Raw genomic sequence first — 13,890 nt, forward strand, 5'->3', positions numbered from 1 at the left:
ACAATGAGCACTCCCGAACCTGCGGGAGTGCTTTTTTCCAGACCCGCATCCCCGGACCGCTGCCAGATGCTTTCGCTCGACACCTCGCTGACCAACCGCAACGCCGCCGCCGTGCTGCGTGACGGGCTGGCACGCCTGGCCCAGGGCGAAGCCCAGGTGGACTGCGGCAAGCTGACCCAGGTCGACTCCGCTGCCGTCGCGGTGCTGCTGGCCTGGCAGCGCGATGCCGCCAGCCGCGGCCAGTCGCTCGTGTTCGTCGGCGTACCGGCCCAGCTGGCTGAGCTGGCCACGCTGTACGGCGTCGATTCCCTGCTGCAACTCGGCGCCCAGGCGGGCGCCACGGGCGCGCGGCGCGCGCAAGACACCGTTTCCCACCGACATTGAACCGGCATCCGTGGCAAGCTGCTGATCTGCGCTTGCTACCGCGATGCCCGGGCGATGGCTCGCGCCACGCCTCGCGCTCAAAGCGGGACTGCTCCCGCATCCCCTATAATTCCGGGTTGTTCGACCGTTCCGGCATATAAGGCACGGACAAGACACGGTCGAAGCACCCAGGCGGTCCCCGCCATTTCAAGGAGGCCGGCGTGCGAGCCCACAAGAGCCCTACGCGCCTGCCAAACAGTATCCGGCCATGAAAGCCATCGAACTCAAAGACGTTCGCAAGCGCTACCGCAACCTGCAAGCGCTCAAGGGCGTCAGCTTCACCGTCGAGCGGGGCGAATTCTTCGGCCTGCTCGGCCCCAACGGTGCAGGCAAGACCACGCTGATCTCCATCCTGGCGGGCCTGAACCGTGCCGATTCCGGCAGCGTCAGCGTGCTCGGCCACGACGTGGTGTCCGATTACCGGCTGGCGCGGCGCATGTTGGGTGTGGTGCCGCAGGAACTGGTCTTCGATCCCTTCTTCACGGTGCGCGAGACGCTGCGCCTGCAGTCCGGCTACTTCGGCCTGACCCGCAATGACGACTGGATCGACGAGATCATGGCCAACCTCGATCTCACCAACAAGGCCGACGCCAACATGCGCCAGCTCTCCGGCGGCATGAAGCGCCGCGTGCTGGTGGCCCAGGCGCTGGTGCACCGGCCGCCGGTCATCGTGCTCGACGAGCCCACCGCCGGGGTTGACGTGGAGTTGCGCCAAACGCTGTGGAAGTTCATTTCACGCCTGAATCGCGAGGGCCACACCATCATCCTGACCACGCACTACCTGGAAGAGGCGGAGGCGCTGTGTGATCGCATCGCCATGCTCAAGTTCGGCGAGGTGGTGGCGCTGGACCGCACCAGCAACCTGCTGAGCCAGTTCGCCGGGCTGCAGCTGGCGCTGACATTTTCCCGTGGTACCTTGCCGGCCACGCTTGAGCCGCTGCGCATGCCTTCCTCCAACCCGGGCGAACGCGCGGTGCGGCTGCGGCTGTCGGGCTACCCGGCGGTGGAACCGATCCTGGCCGCCTGCCGCGAGGCCGGCTGCGAAATCGAAGACATGGAAATCAACAAGGCAGACCTGGAGGACGTGTTCGTGCAGATCATGCGGCGCGAAGGTCACATGCCGGGCGCGTTGCCGGATACGGCGGTGGAGGCTGCAGCATGAAGATGCCAACCGAATTCGACGGCACGCAGGACGCCATCAACACCCACCTTGCGCCGATGGCGGTGGGAGGGCTGGTAGGCTTTCGCACGCTGCTCTACAAGGAAGTGCTGCGTTTCTGGAAGGTCAGCTTCCAGACCGTGGCGGCGCCGGTGCTCACCGCGATCCTGTACCTGTTGATCTTCGGCCACGTGCTTGAGAACCGCGTGAAGGTGTACGACCAGATCAGCTATACCGCTTTCCTGGTGCCGGGGCTGGTGATGATGAGCGTGCTGCAGAACGCCTTTGCCAATAGTTCGTCGTCGCTGATCCAGTCCAAAATCACCGGCAACCTGGTGTTCATCATGCTGCCGCCGCTGTCGCACTGGGAAATGTTCGGCGCCTATGTGGTGGCGTCCATCGTGCGCGGCTTGGCCGTGGGCCTGGGCGTGTTGCTGGTGACGGCCTGGTTCGCCAACCTGCATTTCGCCAACATCGCGTGGATCCTGGTGTTTGCCGTGCTGGGCGCGGCGATCCTTGGCACGCTGGGGCTGATCGCCGGGATCTGGGCCGAGAAATTCGACCAGCTTGCGGCCTTCCAGAACTTCCTGATCATGCCGGCCACCTTCTTGTCCGGCGTGTTTTATTCGATCCACTCGCTGCCTCCCTTCTGGCAAGCGGTGTCGCACGCCAATCCGTTCTTCTACATGATCGACGGCTTCCGCTATGGCTTCTTTGGCGTCTCCGACGTGGCGCCGGCCTTCAGCCTCGCAGTCGTGGGTACGGCTTTCGTGGTGCTTGCCACGGTCGCGCTGCAGCTGCTCAAGAGCGGCTACAAGCTGCGCCACTGAACGCTACCCACAAGAGCAGAACGCCAAGAGCCCATCTATCCAGATCCGGAACCGTAAGCGAATCAACGCGAAAAGACCATCATGCTGCCTACACCCCAACAAGTCAGTGACTACATCGCCCAAGGGCTGTCCTGCGAACACCTGGAAGTGGAGGGCGACGGCCAGCACTTCTTTGCCACCATCGTCAGCGCCCAGTTTGACGGCAAGCGCCTGATCCAGCGGCACCAGCAGGTCTATGCCGCGCTGGGCGACCGCATGCGCGCCGAGATCCACGCACTGTCGATGAAGACGCTGACGCCGGCCGAATGGCAGGCGCAGGCGGGCGAGGGAAAGCAGTAAGCTAAGCGCCGGAACAAGGCGGACTCGCACGAATAAATACGGACCAACAAGCTGGCCGCCCGACAGGCCGGACATGACAATCAGGGTCCGCGCCACTCGCGCGGCGGCCCACGGGTATCAGATGCTGCGGCGGCGCGCCTTGACGCACCGCCACGGACCGTAATGAAACATGCCGGACGCCAGCGGGCGGCCGGCCGGAATTGAAAGAACATGGACAAACTCGAGATCCAGGGCAATGGCCCACTGCGAGGCGAGATCCGCGTATCCGGCGCCAAGAACGCCGCGCTGCCGATCCTGTGCGCGGGACTGCTTAGCGCCGACACCCTCTCGCTCGACAACGTTCCCAGGCTGCAGGACGTGGGTACCACGCTCAAGCTGCTGCGCCAGATGGGCATGAAGGCCGAGCAGGACGGCACGCGCGTGACGCTCAACGGCGCCGACGTCAACTCGCCCGAGGCTCCCTACGAGCTGGTCAAGACCATGCGCGCATCGATCCTGGTGCTGGGCCCGCTGGTGGCGCGCTTTGGCGAAGCGCGCGTGTCGTTGCCTGGCGGCTGCGCCATTGGCGCGCGCCCGGTCGACCAGCACATCAAGGGCCTGCAGGCCATGGGGGCCGAGATCAGCATCGAGCACGGCTTTATCCATGCCCGCGCCAAGCGCCTGAAGGGCGCGCGCGTGGTGACCGACATGATCACCGTGACCGGTACCGAAAACCTGCTGATGGCCGCCACGCTGGCCGACGGCGAGACCGTGCTCGAAAACGCCGCGCGTGAGCCCGAAGTAACCGACCTGGCCAACCTGCTGGTCAAGATGGGGGCCCGTATCGAGGGCATCGGCACTGACCGCCTGGTGATCCAGGGCGTGGATCGCCTGCATGGCGCCAGCCACGCCGTGATCGCCGACCGTATCGAGGCCGGCACCTTCCTGTGCGCGGCCGCCGCCACGCTGGGCGATGTGGTGCTGCGCGGCGTGTCGCCGCACATCCTGGACACGGTGCTCGACAAGCTGCGCGAAGCCGGCGCCGCCATCGAGGCCGGTGAAGACTGGATCCGCCTGACGATGGCCCAGCGCCCGCAGTCGGTGAGCTTCCGTACCTCCGAATACCCGGCCTTCCCGACCGACATGCAGGCGCAGTTCATGGCGCTGAACAGCGTGGCCGGCGGCGTGGCTCGCATTACCGAAACCATCTTCGAGAACCGCTTCATGCACGTGCAGGAGCTGAGCCGGCTGGGCGCCGACATCGCGGTCGAAGGCAATACCGCGGTGGTCACCGGCGTGCCCCGGCTGTCGGGCGCCAAGGTGATGGCGACCGACCTGCGCGCCTCCGCCAGCCTGGTGATCGCCGGCCTGGTGGCCGAGGGCGAGACCGTGATCGACCGCATCTATCACCTTGACCGTGGCTATGACCGCATGGAAGACAAGCTGTCGGCCGTGGGCGCCAAGATCCGCCGCATCGCCTGAGCGCACGAAAAGATAAAAGGACGCAGATGAGCCCCTCCCCGACCCAGTTGACGCTGGCCCTCTCCAAGGGCCGGATCTTCACCGAAACCATGCCGCTGCTCGAGGCGGCCGGCATCCATGTCACCGAGGATCCGGAAACCTCGCGCAAGCTGATCCTGCCCACCTCCGATCCGGACGTGCGCGTCATCATCGTGCGCGCCTCCGATGTGCCGACCTACGTGCAATACGGCGCGGCCGACTTCGGCGTGGCTGGCAAGGACGTGCTGATGGAACACGGCATGGCCGGGCTCTACGCACCGATCGACCTGAATATCGCCAAGTGCCGCATGTCGGTTGCAACCTCGGCCGGCTTCGACTACGCCAGCGCGGTGCGCCAGGGCGCGCGGCTGGCCGTGGCCACCAAATATGTGCAGACCGCGCGCGAGCACTTCGCCAAGAAGGGCGTGCACGTGGACCTGATCAAGCTGTATGGCTCGATGGAACTCGGGCCGCTGGTGGGACTGGCCGACGCCATTGTCGACCTGGTCAGCACCGGCGGGACCTTGCGCGCCAACAACCTGGTCGAAGTGGAAGAGATCGTGCAGATATCGTCGCGCCTGGTGGTCAACCAGGCTGCCCTCAAACTCAAGCGTGAGCGGCTTGCCCCGATTCTCGACGCGTTTGAACGGGCCTCCGCCGCGCTGGCCTGACGCCGCGCGAGAGAGAGCCTGGGGAATGGAGTCATGAACGAAAATTCTATGGAAAACCTCGCAATCCGCCGGCTGGATTCAACCGAGCAGGGCTTTGCCGCCGAGTTGCGCAAGGTACTGGCGTTCGAAGCCGGAGAAGACGACGCCATCGATCGCGCCGTGGCGCAGATCCTTGCCGATGTGAAGGCGCGCGGCGACGCCGCGGTACTGGAGTACACGCAGCGCTTCGATCGTGTGGAAGCCAGCTCCATGGCCGCGCTGGAGATCTCGCCGGCCAAGCTCGAAGCCGCGCTCGACGAGCTCGAGCCCAAGCGCCGCGCCGCGCTGGAAACCGCGGCGGCGCGCGTGCGCGCCTACCACGAGAAGCAGAAGATCGAGTGCGGCAGCCACAGCTGGGAATACACCGAGTCCGACGGCACCGTGCTGGGACAAAAGGTGACCCCGCTGGACCGCGTCGGCATCTATGTGCCGGGCGGCAAGGCGGCGTATCCGTCGTCCGTGCTGATGAACGCCATCCCAGCACGCGTGGCCGGCGTCAAGGAAGTCATCATGGTCGTGCCCACGCCGGGCGGTGTGCGCAACGAGCTGGTGCTGGCCGCGGCGCAGATCGCCGGCGTGGACCGCGTGTTTACCATCGGCGGCGCGCAGGCGGTTGGCGCGCTGGCTTACGGCACGGGCTCGCTGCCCCAGGTCGACAAGATCGTCGGCCCGGGAAACGCCTACGTGGCGGCGGCCAAGCGCCGCGTGTTCGGCACCGTCGGCATCGACATGATCGCCGGCCCGTCCGAGATCCTGGTGATCTGCGACGGCACCACCGATCCGGACTGGGTGGCGATGGACCTGTTCTCGCAGGCCGAGCACGATGAGCTCGCGCAATCCATCCTGCTGTGCCCCGACTCGAACTACCTGGCCCAGGTGGAAGAAAGCATCCACCGCCAGCTTGACTCCATGCCGCGCCGCGACGTCATCCGTGCCTCGCTGTCCGGGCGCGGCGCGCTGATCCGGGTACGCGACATGGACGAGGCCTGCGAGATCGCCAACGCGATCGCGCCGGAGCACCTGGAGATTTCCGCCGAGAACCCGCGCCACTGGGCCGAGAAGATCCGCCACGCCGGCGCCATCTTCCTGGGCCGCTATACCAGCGAGTCGCTGGGCGACTATTGTGCGGGGCCCAACCACGTGCTGCCGACCTCGCGCACCGCGCGTTTCTCGTCGCCGCTGGGCGTGTACGACTTCCAGAAGCGCTCCAGCCTGATCGAAGTGAGCGAGCAGGGCGCCCAGATGCTGGGCCAGATCGCCGCCGAACTGGCCTATGGCGAGGGATTGCAGGCCCACGCCCGCAGCGCCGAGTATCGCCTCAGGCGTAACTGAGGCACAGCGGCCGGGTTCCGGTTTTTTCGGCGCCCGGCCGGATTGCAGCAATCAGCACCGACAACCACCGACCAAAGAGGTAATCCAATGTCCGTAGTGCAGCCTTCCCTGATCGAACGCATCATCCGTGACGATGTACGCGCCATGGGCGCCTACCATGTGCCGGATTCGCACGGTCTGGTGAAGCTGGACGCGATGGAGAATCCCTACCAGCTGCCCGACGCGCTGCGCGCAGAGCTGGCCGCGCGGCTGGCCGAGGTGGCGCTGAACCGTTATCCGGTGCCAAGCAGCGAAGTGCTGCGCGCGCGCCTGAAAACGGTCATGGACGTGCCCGCGGGCATGGACGTGCTGCTGGGCAACGGCTCGGACGAGATCATCAGCATGTTGTCGCTGGCCGCCGCCAGGCCGGGCGCCAAGGTGCTGGCACCGGTACCGGGCTTCGTCATGTACGCCATGTCCGCCCAGTTTGCCGGGCTGGAATTCGTCGGCGTGCCGCTCAAGGCGGATTTCACGCTCGACCGGGCGGCCATGCTCGCGGCCATGGCCGAGCACCAGCCTGCCATCATTTACCTGGCCTACCCCAACAATCCCACCGGCAACCTGTTCGATGCGGATGACATGGAAGCCATCGTGCGCGCCGCCCAGGGCGAGACCTGCCAGAGCCTGGTGGTGGTCGACGAGGCCTACCAGCCATTCGCCCAGGACACCTGGATGCCGCGCCTGGCCGAGTTCGGCAACCTGCTGGTGATGCGCACCGTGTCCAAGCTGGGCCTGGCCGGCATCCGGCTGGGTTACCTGGCCGGTGCGCCGGCCTGGCTCTCGCAGATCGACAAGGTGCGCCCGCCGTACAACGTCAATGTGCTGACCGAGGCCACCGCGCTGTTCGTGCTGGAGCATGTCGACGTGCTGGACCAGCAGGCTGCGCAACTGCGCGCCGAGCGCGCCACCGTGGCCAGCGCACTGGCCGCCTTGCCGGGCGTGACGGTCTACCCGAGCGCCGCCAATTTCCTGCTGGTGCGCGTCGACGATTCCGCCCGTGTGTTCGACGGGGTGCTCGCGCGCAAGGTTTTGATCAAGAACGTGGGTAAAATGCACCCATTGCTGGCCAACTGTCTGCGCGTCACGGTCAGCACTCCCGAAGAGAACGCGCAATTTCTCGCTGCCTTCCAGGCGGCGTTGCAGGATTAACACCATGCGTGTTGCAGAGGTCACCCGCAATACTTCGGAAACGCAAATTCGCGTTTCGCTGAATCTCGATGGCACCGGCCGCCAGAAACTGGCGTCGGGCGTGCCGTTCCTCGACCACATGCTGGACCAGATCGCGCGCCATGGCATGTTCGACCTCGAGGTCGAAGCCAGCGGCGACACCCATATCGATGACCACCACACGGTGGAAGACGTCGGCATCGCGCTTGGCCAGGCCGTTGCCAAGGCCATTGGCGACAAGAAGGGCATCACCCGCTACGGCCACAGCTATGTGCCGCTGGACGAATGCCTGTCGCGCGTCGTGATCGACTTCTCCGGCCGCCCGGGCCTGGAGTTCCATGTGCCGTTTACCCGCGCGCGGGTGGGCAGCTTCGATGTGGACCTGACCATCGAGTTCTTCCGCGGGTTCGTCAATCATGCCGCGGTGACGCTGCATATCGACAACCTGCGCGGCATCAATGCCCATCATCAATGCGAAACCGTGTTCAAGGCCTTCGGCCGCGCGCTGCGCATGGCGGTGGAAATGGATCCGCGCGCCGGCAACACGATTCCGTCGACCAAGGGCACCCTCGTCGGCTGAGCCTTAGCGGCGTCCACCAGCCTCGCATGGCGGCGCGTTCTGCGCCGCCGGCGGCAAATTTCCGATCAATGTGGTGCCGATGCGGCACCAACGCGGCATTAGCGCGACATTAGCCCAACCCGATGGATACGCTTAAGTCGTTCATCTCGCTGCTGGCGCTGATCAACCCGATCGGGGCCATCCCGTTCTTCATCAGCCTGACCACCCAGCAGACCGAGGAAGAAAAGCGGCATACCATCAAGATTGCGTCGATCTCGGTGGCGACGGTAGTGGGTATTTCCGCCTTGCTGGGCCAGCAGATCATTGAGTTCTTCAATATCTCGGTGGCTTCGCTCCAGGTGGGCGGTGGCCTCATCATGATCATGATGGCGATGAACATGCTGAACGCCCAGACCAGCCGCACCAAGGCGACGCCCGAGGAAGAGGACGAGGCGGAAGCCAAGGCCAGCATCGCGGTGGTGCCGCTGGCGCTGCCCTTGCTGACCGGGCCCGGCTCGATCAGCACGGTGATCGTCTATGCCGGCAAGACCCAGCACTGGTACCAGTTGCTGATTCTGGTCGGAATCGGGATCGCGCTGGGCGCAGTGGTATATATAGTATTCCGCGCCGCGGACCCGATCGCGCGCGTGATCGGCCGCACTGGCATCAATATCGGTACGCGCCTGATGGGACTGATCCTATCGGCGCTGGCCGTGGAATTCATTGTGGACGGGCTTAAGACATTGTTGCCTGTTTTGAAATCATGACTACCATAGCAATTGTGGATTACGGCATGGGCAACCTGCGCTCGGTGGCGCAGGCCCTGCGTGCGGCGGCGCCCGAGGCGGACGTACAGGTGGTGGACCAGCCCGAGGCGATCCGCGCGGCGGACCGCGTGGTGCTGCCCGGCCAGGGGGCGATGCCAGACTGCATGGGCGCGCTGGGCGCGTCCGGCTTGCAGCAGGCGGTGATCGAGGCCGCCGCCAGCAAGCCGATGCTGGGCGTGTGCGTTGGCGAACAGATGCTGTTCGACTTCAGCAAGGAAAGTAGGACGCAGGACGGCAGCACGCCTTGCCTGGGGCTGTTGCCCGGCGAGGTGATCCGCTTCGAGCTGGAAGGCATGACCCAGCCGGACGGCTCACGCTACAAGGTGCCGCAGATGGGCTGGAACCGGGTGCGGCAGGCACGCTCCCATCCGCTGTGGGCTGGCATCCCCGATGAAAGCTGGTTCTATTTCGTGCATAGTTACTACGTGCATGCGCAGGATCCGGCGCATATTGCCGGCGAAACCGACTACGGTGTCTTATTTACGAGCGCGGTAGCGCGCGATAATATTTTTGCCACGCAGTTCCACCCGGAAAAGAGCGCCGCCATGGGCTTGCAGCTGTACCGGAACTTCGTGCATTGGAATCCCTGAACCTCGATAGCGGCTTTTTCGGGACCGAGTTGGCCGGCCACGGTGGCTAGCTCAATTTTCTCTTTCACTCAATCACGCTCGTCACACTTATGTTGCTCATTCCGGCCATCGACCTGAAGGACGGTCAATGTGTACGCCTTAAACAAGGCGACATGGACCAGGCCACCGTCTTTTCCGAAGATCCCGCCGCCATGGCACGTCACTGGGTGGAGCAGGGCGCACGGCGCCTGCACCTGGTCGACCTCAATGGTGCGTTCGTGGGCAAGCCCCGCAATGAAGCTGCCATCAAGGCCATCATCGCCGAGGTGGGCGATGAGATCCCGATCCAGCTCGGCGGCGGCATCCGCGACCTGAACACCATCGAGCGCTGGCTCGACGGCGGCCTGTCGTACGTGATCATCGGCACGGCCGCGGTCAAGAATCCCGGGTTCCTCAAGGATGCCTGCACGGCGTTCGGCGGCCATATCATCGTCGGCCTGGACGCCCGCGAAGGCAAGGTTGCCACCGACGGCTGGAGCAAGCTGACCGGCCACGAAGTCGCCGACCTCGCGCGCAAGTACGAGGACTACGGCGTGGAAGCCATCATCTACACCGACATCGGCCGCGACGGCATGCTGCAGGGCATCAATATCGATGCCACCGTCAAGCTGGCGCAGTCGGCGACGATTCCGGTGATCGCCAGCGGCGGGCTGTCCAACCTGGCCGATATCGAACGCCTGTGCAGCGTGCAAAAGGATGGTGTCGAAGGCGTCATCTGCGGCCGCGCGATCTATTCGGGCGACCTCAATTTCGCCGAAGCCCAGGCGCTTGCCGACAAGCTCGGCGCCGAGCAGTAAGACAACGCGCCTCGCGCGCGACAATTGCAGCCACCGGCGCCACGCATGCGCGCAGCGCCGTGGCGGGCAAGGAATCTCATGCTAGCCAAACGTATCATCCCCTGCCTCGACGTGACCAACGGGCGGGTGGTCAAGGGTGTCAACTTCGTCGAATTGCGCGACGCGGGCGACCCGGTCGAGATCGCCCGCCGTTACGACGAGCAGGGTGCCGATGAAATCACTTTTCTTGATATCACCGCGACCAGCGACGGCCGCGACCTGATCCTGCACATCATCGAGGCGGTGGCCTCCCAGGTCTTCATCCCGCTGACGGTAGGTGGCGGCGTGCGGGCCGTGGAAGACGTGCGGCGCCTGCTCAATGCCGGCGCTGACAAGATCAGCGTCAACTCCTCGGCCATCGCCAACCCGCAGCTGGTGTCGGATGCCACCGCGCGCTACGGGTCGCAGTGCATCGTGGTCGCGATCGACGCCAAGCGCAGCTCCGCGCCCGGCGAGCCGGCGCGCTGGGAAGTCTTCACCCACGGCGGGCGCAAGGCCACCGGCCTGGACGCCGTGGCCTGGGCGCGCGAGATGGCCGCGCGCGGCGCCGGCGAGCTGCTGCTCACCAGCATGGACCGCGACGGCACCAAGAGCGGGTTCGACCTTGAACTCACGCGGGCTGTCAGCGACGCGGTGTCCGTGCCGGTCATCGCCTCGGGTGGCGTGGGCGGCCTGAAGGACCTGGCCGACGGCATCAAGCTGGGGCACGCCGACGCGGTGCTGGCCGCCAGCATCTTCCACTACGGCGAGCACACCGTTGGCGAAGCAAAGGCATTCATGGCCCGCGAGGGCATTCCGGTGCGAATCTGAACACGGCGAACCGACATGGCAAAGAAGTGGCTCAACAAGGTTAAGTGGGACGACAACGGCCTGGTGCCGGTGATTGTCCAGGAAGTCGGCTCGAACGACGTGCTGATGTTCGCGTTCATGAACCGCGAAGCGCTGCAGCGCACCGCGGAGATCGGCGAGGCCGTGTTCTGGTCGCGCTCGCGCAAGCGCCTGTGGCACAAGGGCGAGGAATCCGGCCACGTACAGAAGGTGCACGAGATGCGCCTGGATTGCGACGAAGACGTGGTCCTGCTCAAGGTCACCCAGAACGACGGCATCGCTTGCCACACCGGGCGCCACTCCTGCTTTTTCCAGAAGTTCGAGGGCGACGCCGAGAGCGGTGACTGGCAGACCGTCGAGCCTGTGCTCAAGGATCCGTCCACTATCTACGCGGCCAAGCCATGAGCGAACAACATTTGAGCAGCGCGGACGTGCTGGCCCGCCTGGCCACCGTGCTGGAGTCGCGCAAGCCGGAGAACGGCGGAGACCCTGACAAGTCTTACGTGGCACGCCTGTTCCACAAGGGTGACGACGCCATCCTGAAGAAGATCGGCGAGGAAGCCACCGAGACCGTGATGGCCGCCAAGGATGCGCGCGCTGCCGGCCTGGGTCCGGAGGCGGTCGGCAAGGTGGTGTACGAGGTGGCCGATCTCTGGTTCCACAGCATGGTGCTGCTCGCCCGTTTCGGCCTGAAGCCGGCCGACGTGGTCAACGAGCTGGCTCGCCGCGAAGGCCTGTCCGGCCTTGAGGAAAAAGCCCAGCGCAAGGCCGACGGCAGTTGAATAGCCACGCCGGCCCGCCGGCAACCCGCAACTACGAGCCGCTTTGAGGAGCAACGACGATGGGGGATGTGATCACCGCTGACAACGACCGGCTCGCTAGCCTGCGCAAGCTGACGCACATTCTTTATGCCCTGTACGCCATTTTCTGGCTGACCGGCGGCATCACCGCGCTGATCGCCATCGTGGTCGGGTACGTCAAGCGCGACGACACCCGGGGCACCCTCTACGCCTCCCACTTTGCCTGGCAGATCCGCTCCTTCTGGTGGTCGGTGGCGTGGGCCATTCTGGGCGGCGTGCTGTTTGCCACGGTGTTCCTGATACCGCTGGCCTTTGCGGCATGGGGCGTGCTGTCCCTGTGGATGTTGTATCGTATCGTCAAGGGCTGGCTCTACCTGAATGACAGCAAGCCGATGTACCCGGATCAGCGTTTCTGATGCTTCTGACGGGATCCCGGCGGGTTCCCGGCGAAATCGCAGCCTGATTTGCTGCGCGCAATGAAATTTTCATGAATTCACCGCACAATTGCCTCTTCTGCAGGATCGTGGCCGGCCAGCTACCGTCGCGCAAGGTGTATGAAGATGACGAAATGCTGGCTTTCCATGATATCCACCCGAAAGCCCCGGTACACTTCCTGCTCATTCCCAAGGTGCATGTCGATTCGCTGGCCGATTGCGGACCCGGCGAAGGCGCGGTGCTTGCTAAAATGATGTTGAAAGTGCCGGAGTTGGCGCGCGCGGCAGGCTGTGGCAATGGTTTCCGGACGGTGATCAATACCGGCCCGGATGGCGGACAGGAGGTGTACCACCTCCATCTGCACGTGCTTGGCGGCCCGCGCAACCAGTGGAAGGTGCCGCTGCCTTAAAGCCGGCTTCAAGCCAGCCTGGCAGCCAGCCCATGCAGGACCGCGGGCCGCGTGGCCTTCGGTCAGATGCCGTGCCGGCAACCGTCGCCCGGCATGGCCTTCAGTGACGGAACAACAAGCCGGGGTGGCAAGGCGCCGCCCCAGGCTTCATCAGGAGCAGAAAATGGGTTCGTTTAGCATTTGGCACTGGCTCATCGTGCTGGTGATCGTCATGCTGGTCTTTGGCACCAAGAAGCTGCGCAATATCGGCCAGGATCTCGGTGGCGCCGTGAAGGGCTTCAAGGACGGCATGAAGGATGCCAACGGGAACCCCGCTGACGCGCCGGACGCGCCGGCCAAGGAACTGCGCGACACCACCACCATCGACGTCGAAGCCAAGGAAAAGTCGCGCCAGCAGTAAGCGCGATCCCACCCTTGTCAGCACGCCCGATGTCTCTCCTCCTGGCAGCAATGCCTTGCCGGCCACGTTCGCTTCGCCACGCTTGCCTGCGTGACGACCTGCGCGCTGGCCGGGGCGGCCATTGTTACGGCCTCATCCTCCCGAACCTCGCATGATCGATCTCGGCATTTCCAAGCTTGCACTGATCGGCGCCGTGGCGCTGGTGGTGATCGGTCCCGAGCGGCTGCCGAAGGTGGCGCGCACGGTCGGCGCACTGGTCGGCCGCGCGCAGCGCTATATCAATGACGTGAAGGCAGAAGTCAGCCGCGAGGTCGAGCTCGACGAACTGCGCAAGATGCGCACGGAGTTCGAGGATGCCGCGCGCGATGTCGAGCGCACCATCCACAAGGAAGTGCACGAGCACGGCCAGGCCCTGAACGATGCACTGACCGGCACTGACTCAAGCACGCAGGCAGGGGCAAGCCCGGCCAGTGGCTATGTGCCTTCCTGGGACACGGCGCACAAGCCCCACAACGGCCGCAAGAGCTGGCGCGTCAAGCAAGGCGCGCAGCCCCTGTGGTACAAGCGCCAGCACAATGTACGCGTGTGGGCGCAATCCGGCGCCGCGCGCGTCAAGCGCCACCGTCCCGCCACCGGTCCCGCTCGCTCTTTCTTCGAGTGAGCATGAAGGGGCTTGTCCACACGCCGGT

19 protein-coding genes are annotated in these 13,890 nt (G+C 65.0%); all 19 read left to right on the forward strand.

The annotated features are described in order from the left end of the window. Positions 1 to 3: 3 nt before the first annotated feature. The 19 genes from AC07XB_RS24650 to tatB all read left to right on the forward strand — a co-directional run bounded on the left by AC07XB_RS24650 (position 4) and on the right by tatB (position 13,862). Positions 4 to 384 carry an STAS domain-containing protein gene (locus AC07XB_RS24650; protein WP_492830507.1) on the forward strand — a complete coding sequence of 127 codons (381 nt, stop codon included), beginning with the start codon at positions 4 to 6 and terminating at the stop codon, positions 382 to 384. 247 nt (positions 385 to 631) lie between these two features. After that, on the forward strand, positions 632 to 1,585 hold the full coding sequence (locus AC07XB_RS24655; protein WP_150985711.1) for an ABC transporter ATP-binding protein: 954 nt from the start codon (positions 632 to 634) through the stop codon (positions 1,583 to 1,585). 56 nt (positions 1,586 to 1,641) lie between these two features. Beyond that, positions 1,642 to 2,412 carry an ABC transporter permease gene (locus AC07XB_RS24660; RefSeq protein WP_416050396.1) on the forward strand — a complete coding sequence of 257 codons (771 nt, stop codon included), beginning with the start codon at positions 1,642 to 1,644 and terminating at the stop codon, positions 2,410 to 2,412. A gap of 81 nt (positions 2,413 to 2,493) precedes the next feature. Further along, on the forward strand, positions 2,494 to 2,751 hold the full coding sequence (locus AC07XB_RS24665) for a BolA family protein (protein WP_043352389.1): 258 nt from the start codon (positions 2,494 to 2,496) through the stop codon (positions 2,749 to 2,751). 210 nt (positions 2,752 to 2,961) lie between these two features. Then, complete coding sequence (murA, locus tag AC07XB_RS24670) at positions 2,962 to 4,212, forward strand: UDP-N-acetylglucosamine 1-carboxyvinyltransferase (protein ID WP_492373463.1); 1,251 nt, start codon at positions 2,962 to 2,964, stop codon at positions 4,210 to 4,212. Positions 4,213 to 4,238: 26 nt separating this feature from the next. Continuing rightward, on the forward strand, positions 4,239 to 4,901 hold the full coding sequence (hisG, locus tag AC07XB_RS24675) for an ATP phosphoribosyltransferase (RefSeq protein WP_150985708.1): 663 nt from the start codon (positions 4,239 to 4,241) through the stop codon (positions 4,899 to 4,901). A gap of 33 nt (positions 4,902 to 4,934) precedes the next feature. Further along, entirely contained in the window at positions 4,935 to 6,272 is a 1,338-nt protein-coding gene (hisD, locus tag AC07XB_RS24680) for a histidinol dehydrogenase (RefSeq protein ID WP_174424915.1), read from the forward strand. An 87-nt stretch (positions 6,273 to 6,359) separates the two neighbouring features. After that, a complete protein-coding gene (hisC, locus tag AC07XB_RS24685; RefSeq protein ID WP_492830505.1) occupies positions 6,360 to 7,460 on the forward strand; it encodes a histidinol-phosphate transaminase in 1,101 nt (366 codons plus the stop codon). A 4-nt stretch (positions 7,461 to 7,464) separates the two neighbouring features. Continuing rightward, positions 7,465 to 8,058, forward strand: coding sequence for an imidazoleglycerol-phosphate dehydratase HisB (gene hisB / locus AC07XB_RS24690; RefSeq protein WP_006159655.1), 594 nt, complete (start codon positions 7,465 to 7,467; stop codon positions 8,056 to 8,058). A gap of 122 nt (positions 8,059 to 8,180) precedes the next feature. Continuing rightward, positions 8,181 to 8,804 carry a YchE family NAAT transporter gene (locus tag AC07XB_RS24695; protein ID WP_043350221.1) on the forward strand — a complete coding sequence of 208 codons (624 nt, stop codon included), beginning with the start codon at positions 8,181 to 8,183 and terminating at the stop codon, positions 8,802 to 8,804. Continuing rightward, on the forward strand, positions 8,801 to 9,454 hold the full coding sequence (hisH, locus tag AC07XB_RS24700; protein WP_492373465.1) for an imidazole glycerol phosphate synthase subunit HisH: 654 nt from the start codon (positions 8,801 to 8,803) through the stop codon (positions 9,452 to 9,454). Before AC07XB_RS24695 ends, hisH begins: the two co-directional genes overlap by 4 nt. 89 nt (positions 9,455 to 9,543) lie before the next feature. Further along, positions 9,544 to 10,290 (forward strand): 1-(5-phosphoribosyl)-5-[(5-phosphoribosylamino)methylideneamino]imidazole-4-carboxamide isomerase, encoded by a 747-nt coding sequence (hisA, locus tag AC07XB_RS24705; protein WP_006159658.1) that lies wholly within the window; start codon positions 9,544 to 9,546, stop codon positions 10,288 to 10,290. Between the two features lie 78 nt (positions 10,291 to 10,368). Beyond that, positions 10,369 to 11,139 (forward strand): imidazole glycerol phosphate synthase subunit HisF, encoded by a 771-nt coding sequence (hisF, locus tag AC07XB_RS24710; protein ID WP_174424913.1) that lies wholly within the window; start codon positions 10,369 to 10,371, stop codon positions 11,137 to 11,139. A 15-nt stretch (positions 11,140 to 11,154) separates the two neighbouring features. Next, a complete protein-coding gene (gene hisI, locus AC07XB_RS24715) occupies positions 11,155 to 11,562 on the forward strand; it encodes a phosphoribosyl-AMP cyclohydrolase (RefSeq protein ID WP_043350207.1) in 408 nt (135 codons plus the stop codon). Further along, the gene (locus AC07XB_RS24720; protein ID WP_492373466.1) at positions 11,559 to 11,939 is read left to right on the forward strand and encodes a phosphoribosyl-ATP diphosphatase; all 381 of its coding nucleotides are present in this window, start codon (positions 11,559 to 11,561) and stop codon (positions 11,937 to 11,939) included. The genes hisI and AC07XB_RS24720 overlap by 4 nt, the downstream gene beginning before the upstream one ends. Positions 11,940 to 11,998: 59 nt before the next feature. Continuing rightward, entirely contained in the window at positions 11,999 to 12,373 is a 375-nt protein-coding gene (locus AC07XB_RS24725; RefSeq protein WP_174424912.1) for a DUF4870 family protein, read from the forward strand. A 71-nt stretch (positions 12,374 to 12,444) separates the two neighbouring features. Beyond that, a complete protein-coding gene (locus tag AC07XB_RS24730; RefSeq protein WP_174424911.1) occupies positions 12,445 to 12,801 on the forward strand; it encodes a histidine triad nucleotide-binding protein in 357 nt (118 codons plus the stop codon). Between the two features lie 163 nt (positions 12,802 to 12,964). Continuing rightward, on the forward strand, positions 12,965 to 13,201 hold the full coding sequence (gene tatA / locus AC07XB_RS24735; protein ID WP_043350196.1) for a Sec-independent protein translocase subunit TatA: 237 nt from the start codon (positions 12,965 to 12,967) through the stop codon (positions 13,199 to 13,201). A gap of 151 nt (positions 13,202 to 13,352) precedes the next feature. Continuing rightward, positions 13,353 to 13,862 carry a Sec-independent protein translocase protein TatB gene (gene tatB, locus AC07XB_RS24740; protein WP_253931150.1) on the forward strand — a complete coding sequence of 170 codons (510 nt, stop codon included), beginning with the start codon at positions 13,353 to 13,355 and terminating at the stop codon, positions 13,860 to 13,862. Positions 13,863 to 13,890: the final 28 nt, after the last annotated feature.

Source organism: Cupriavidus sp. GW821-FHT02F09 (genome assembly GCF_059421605.1).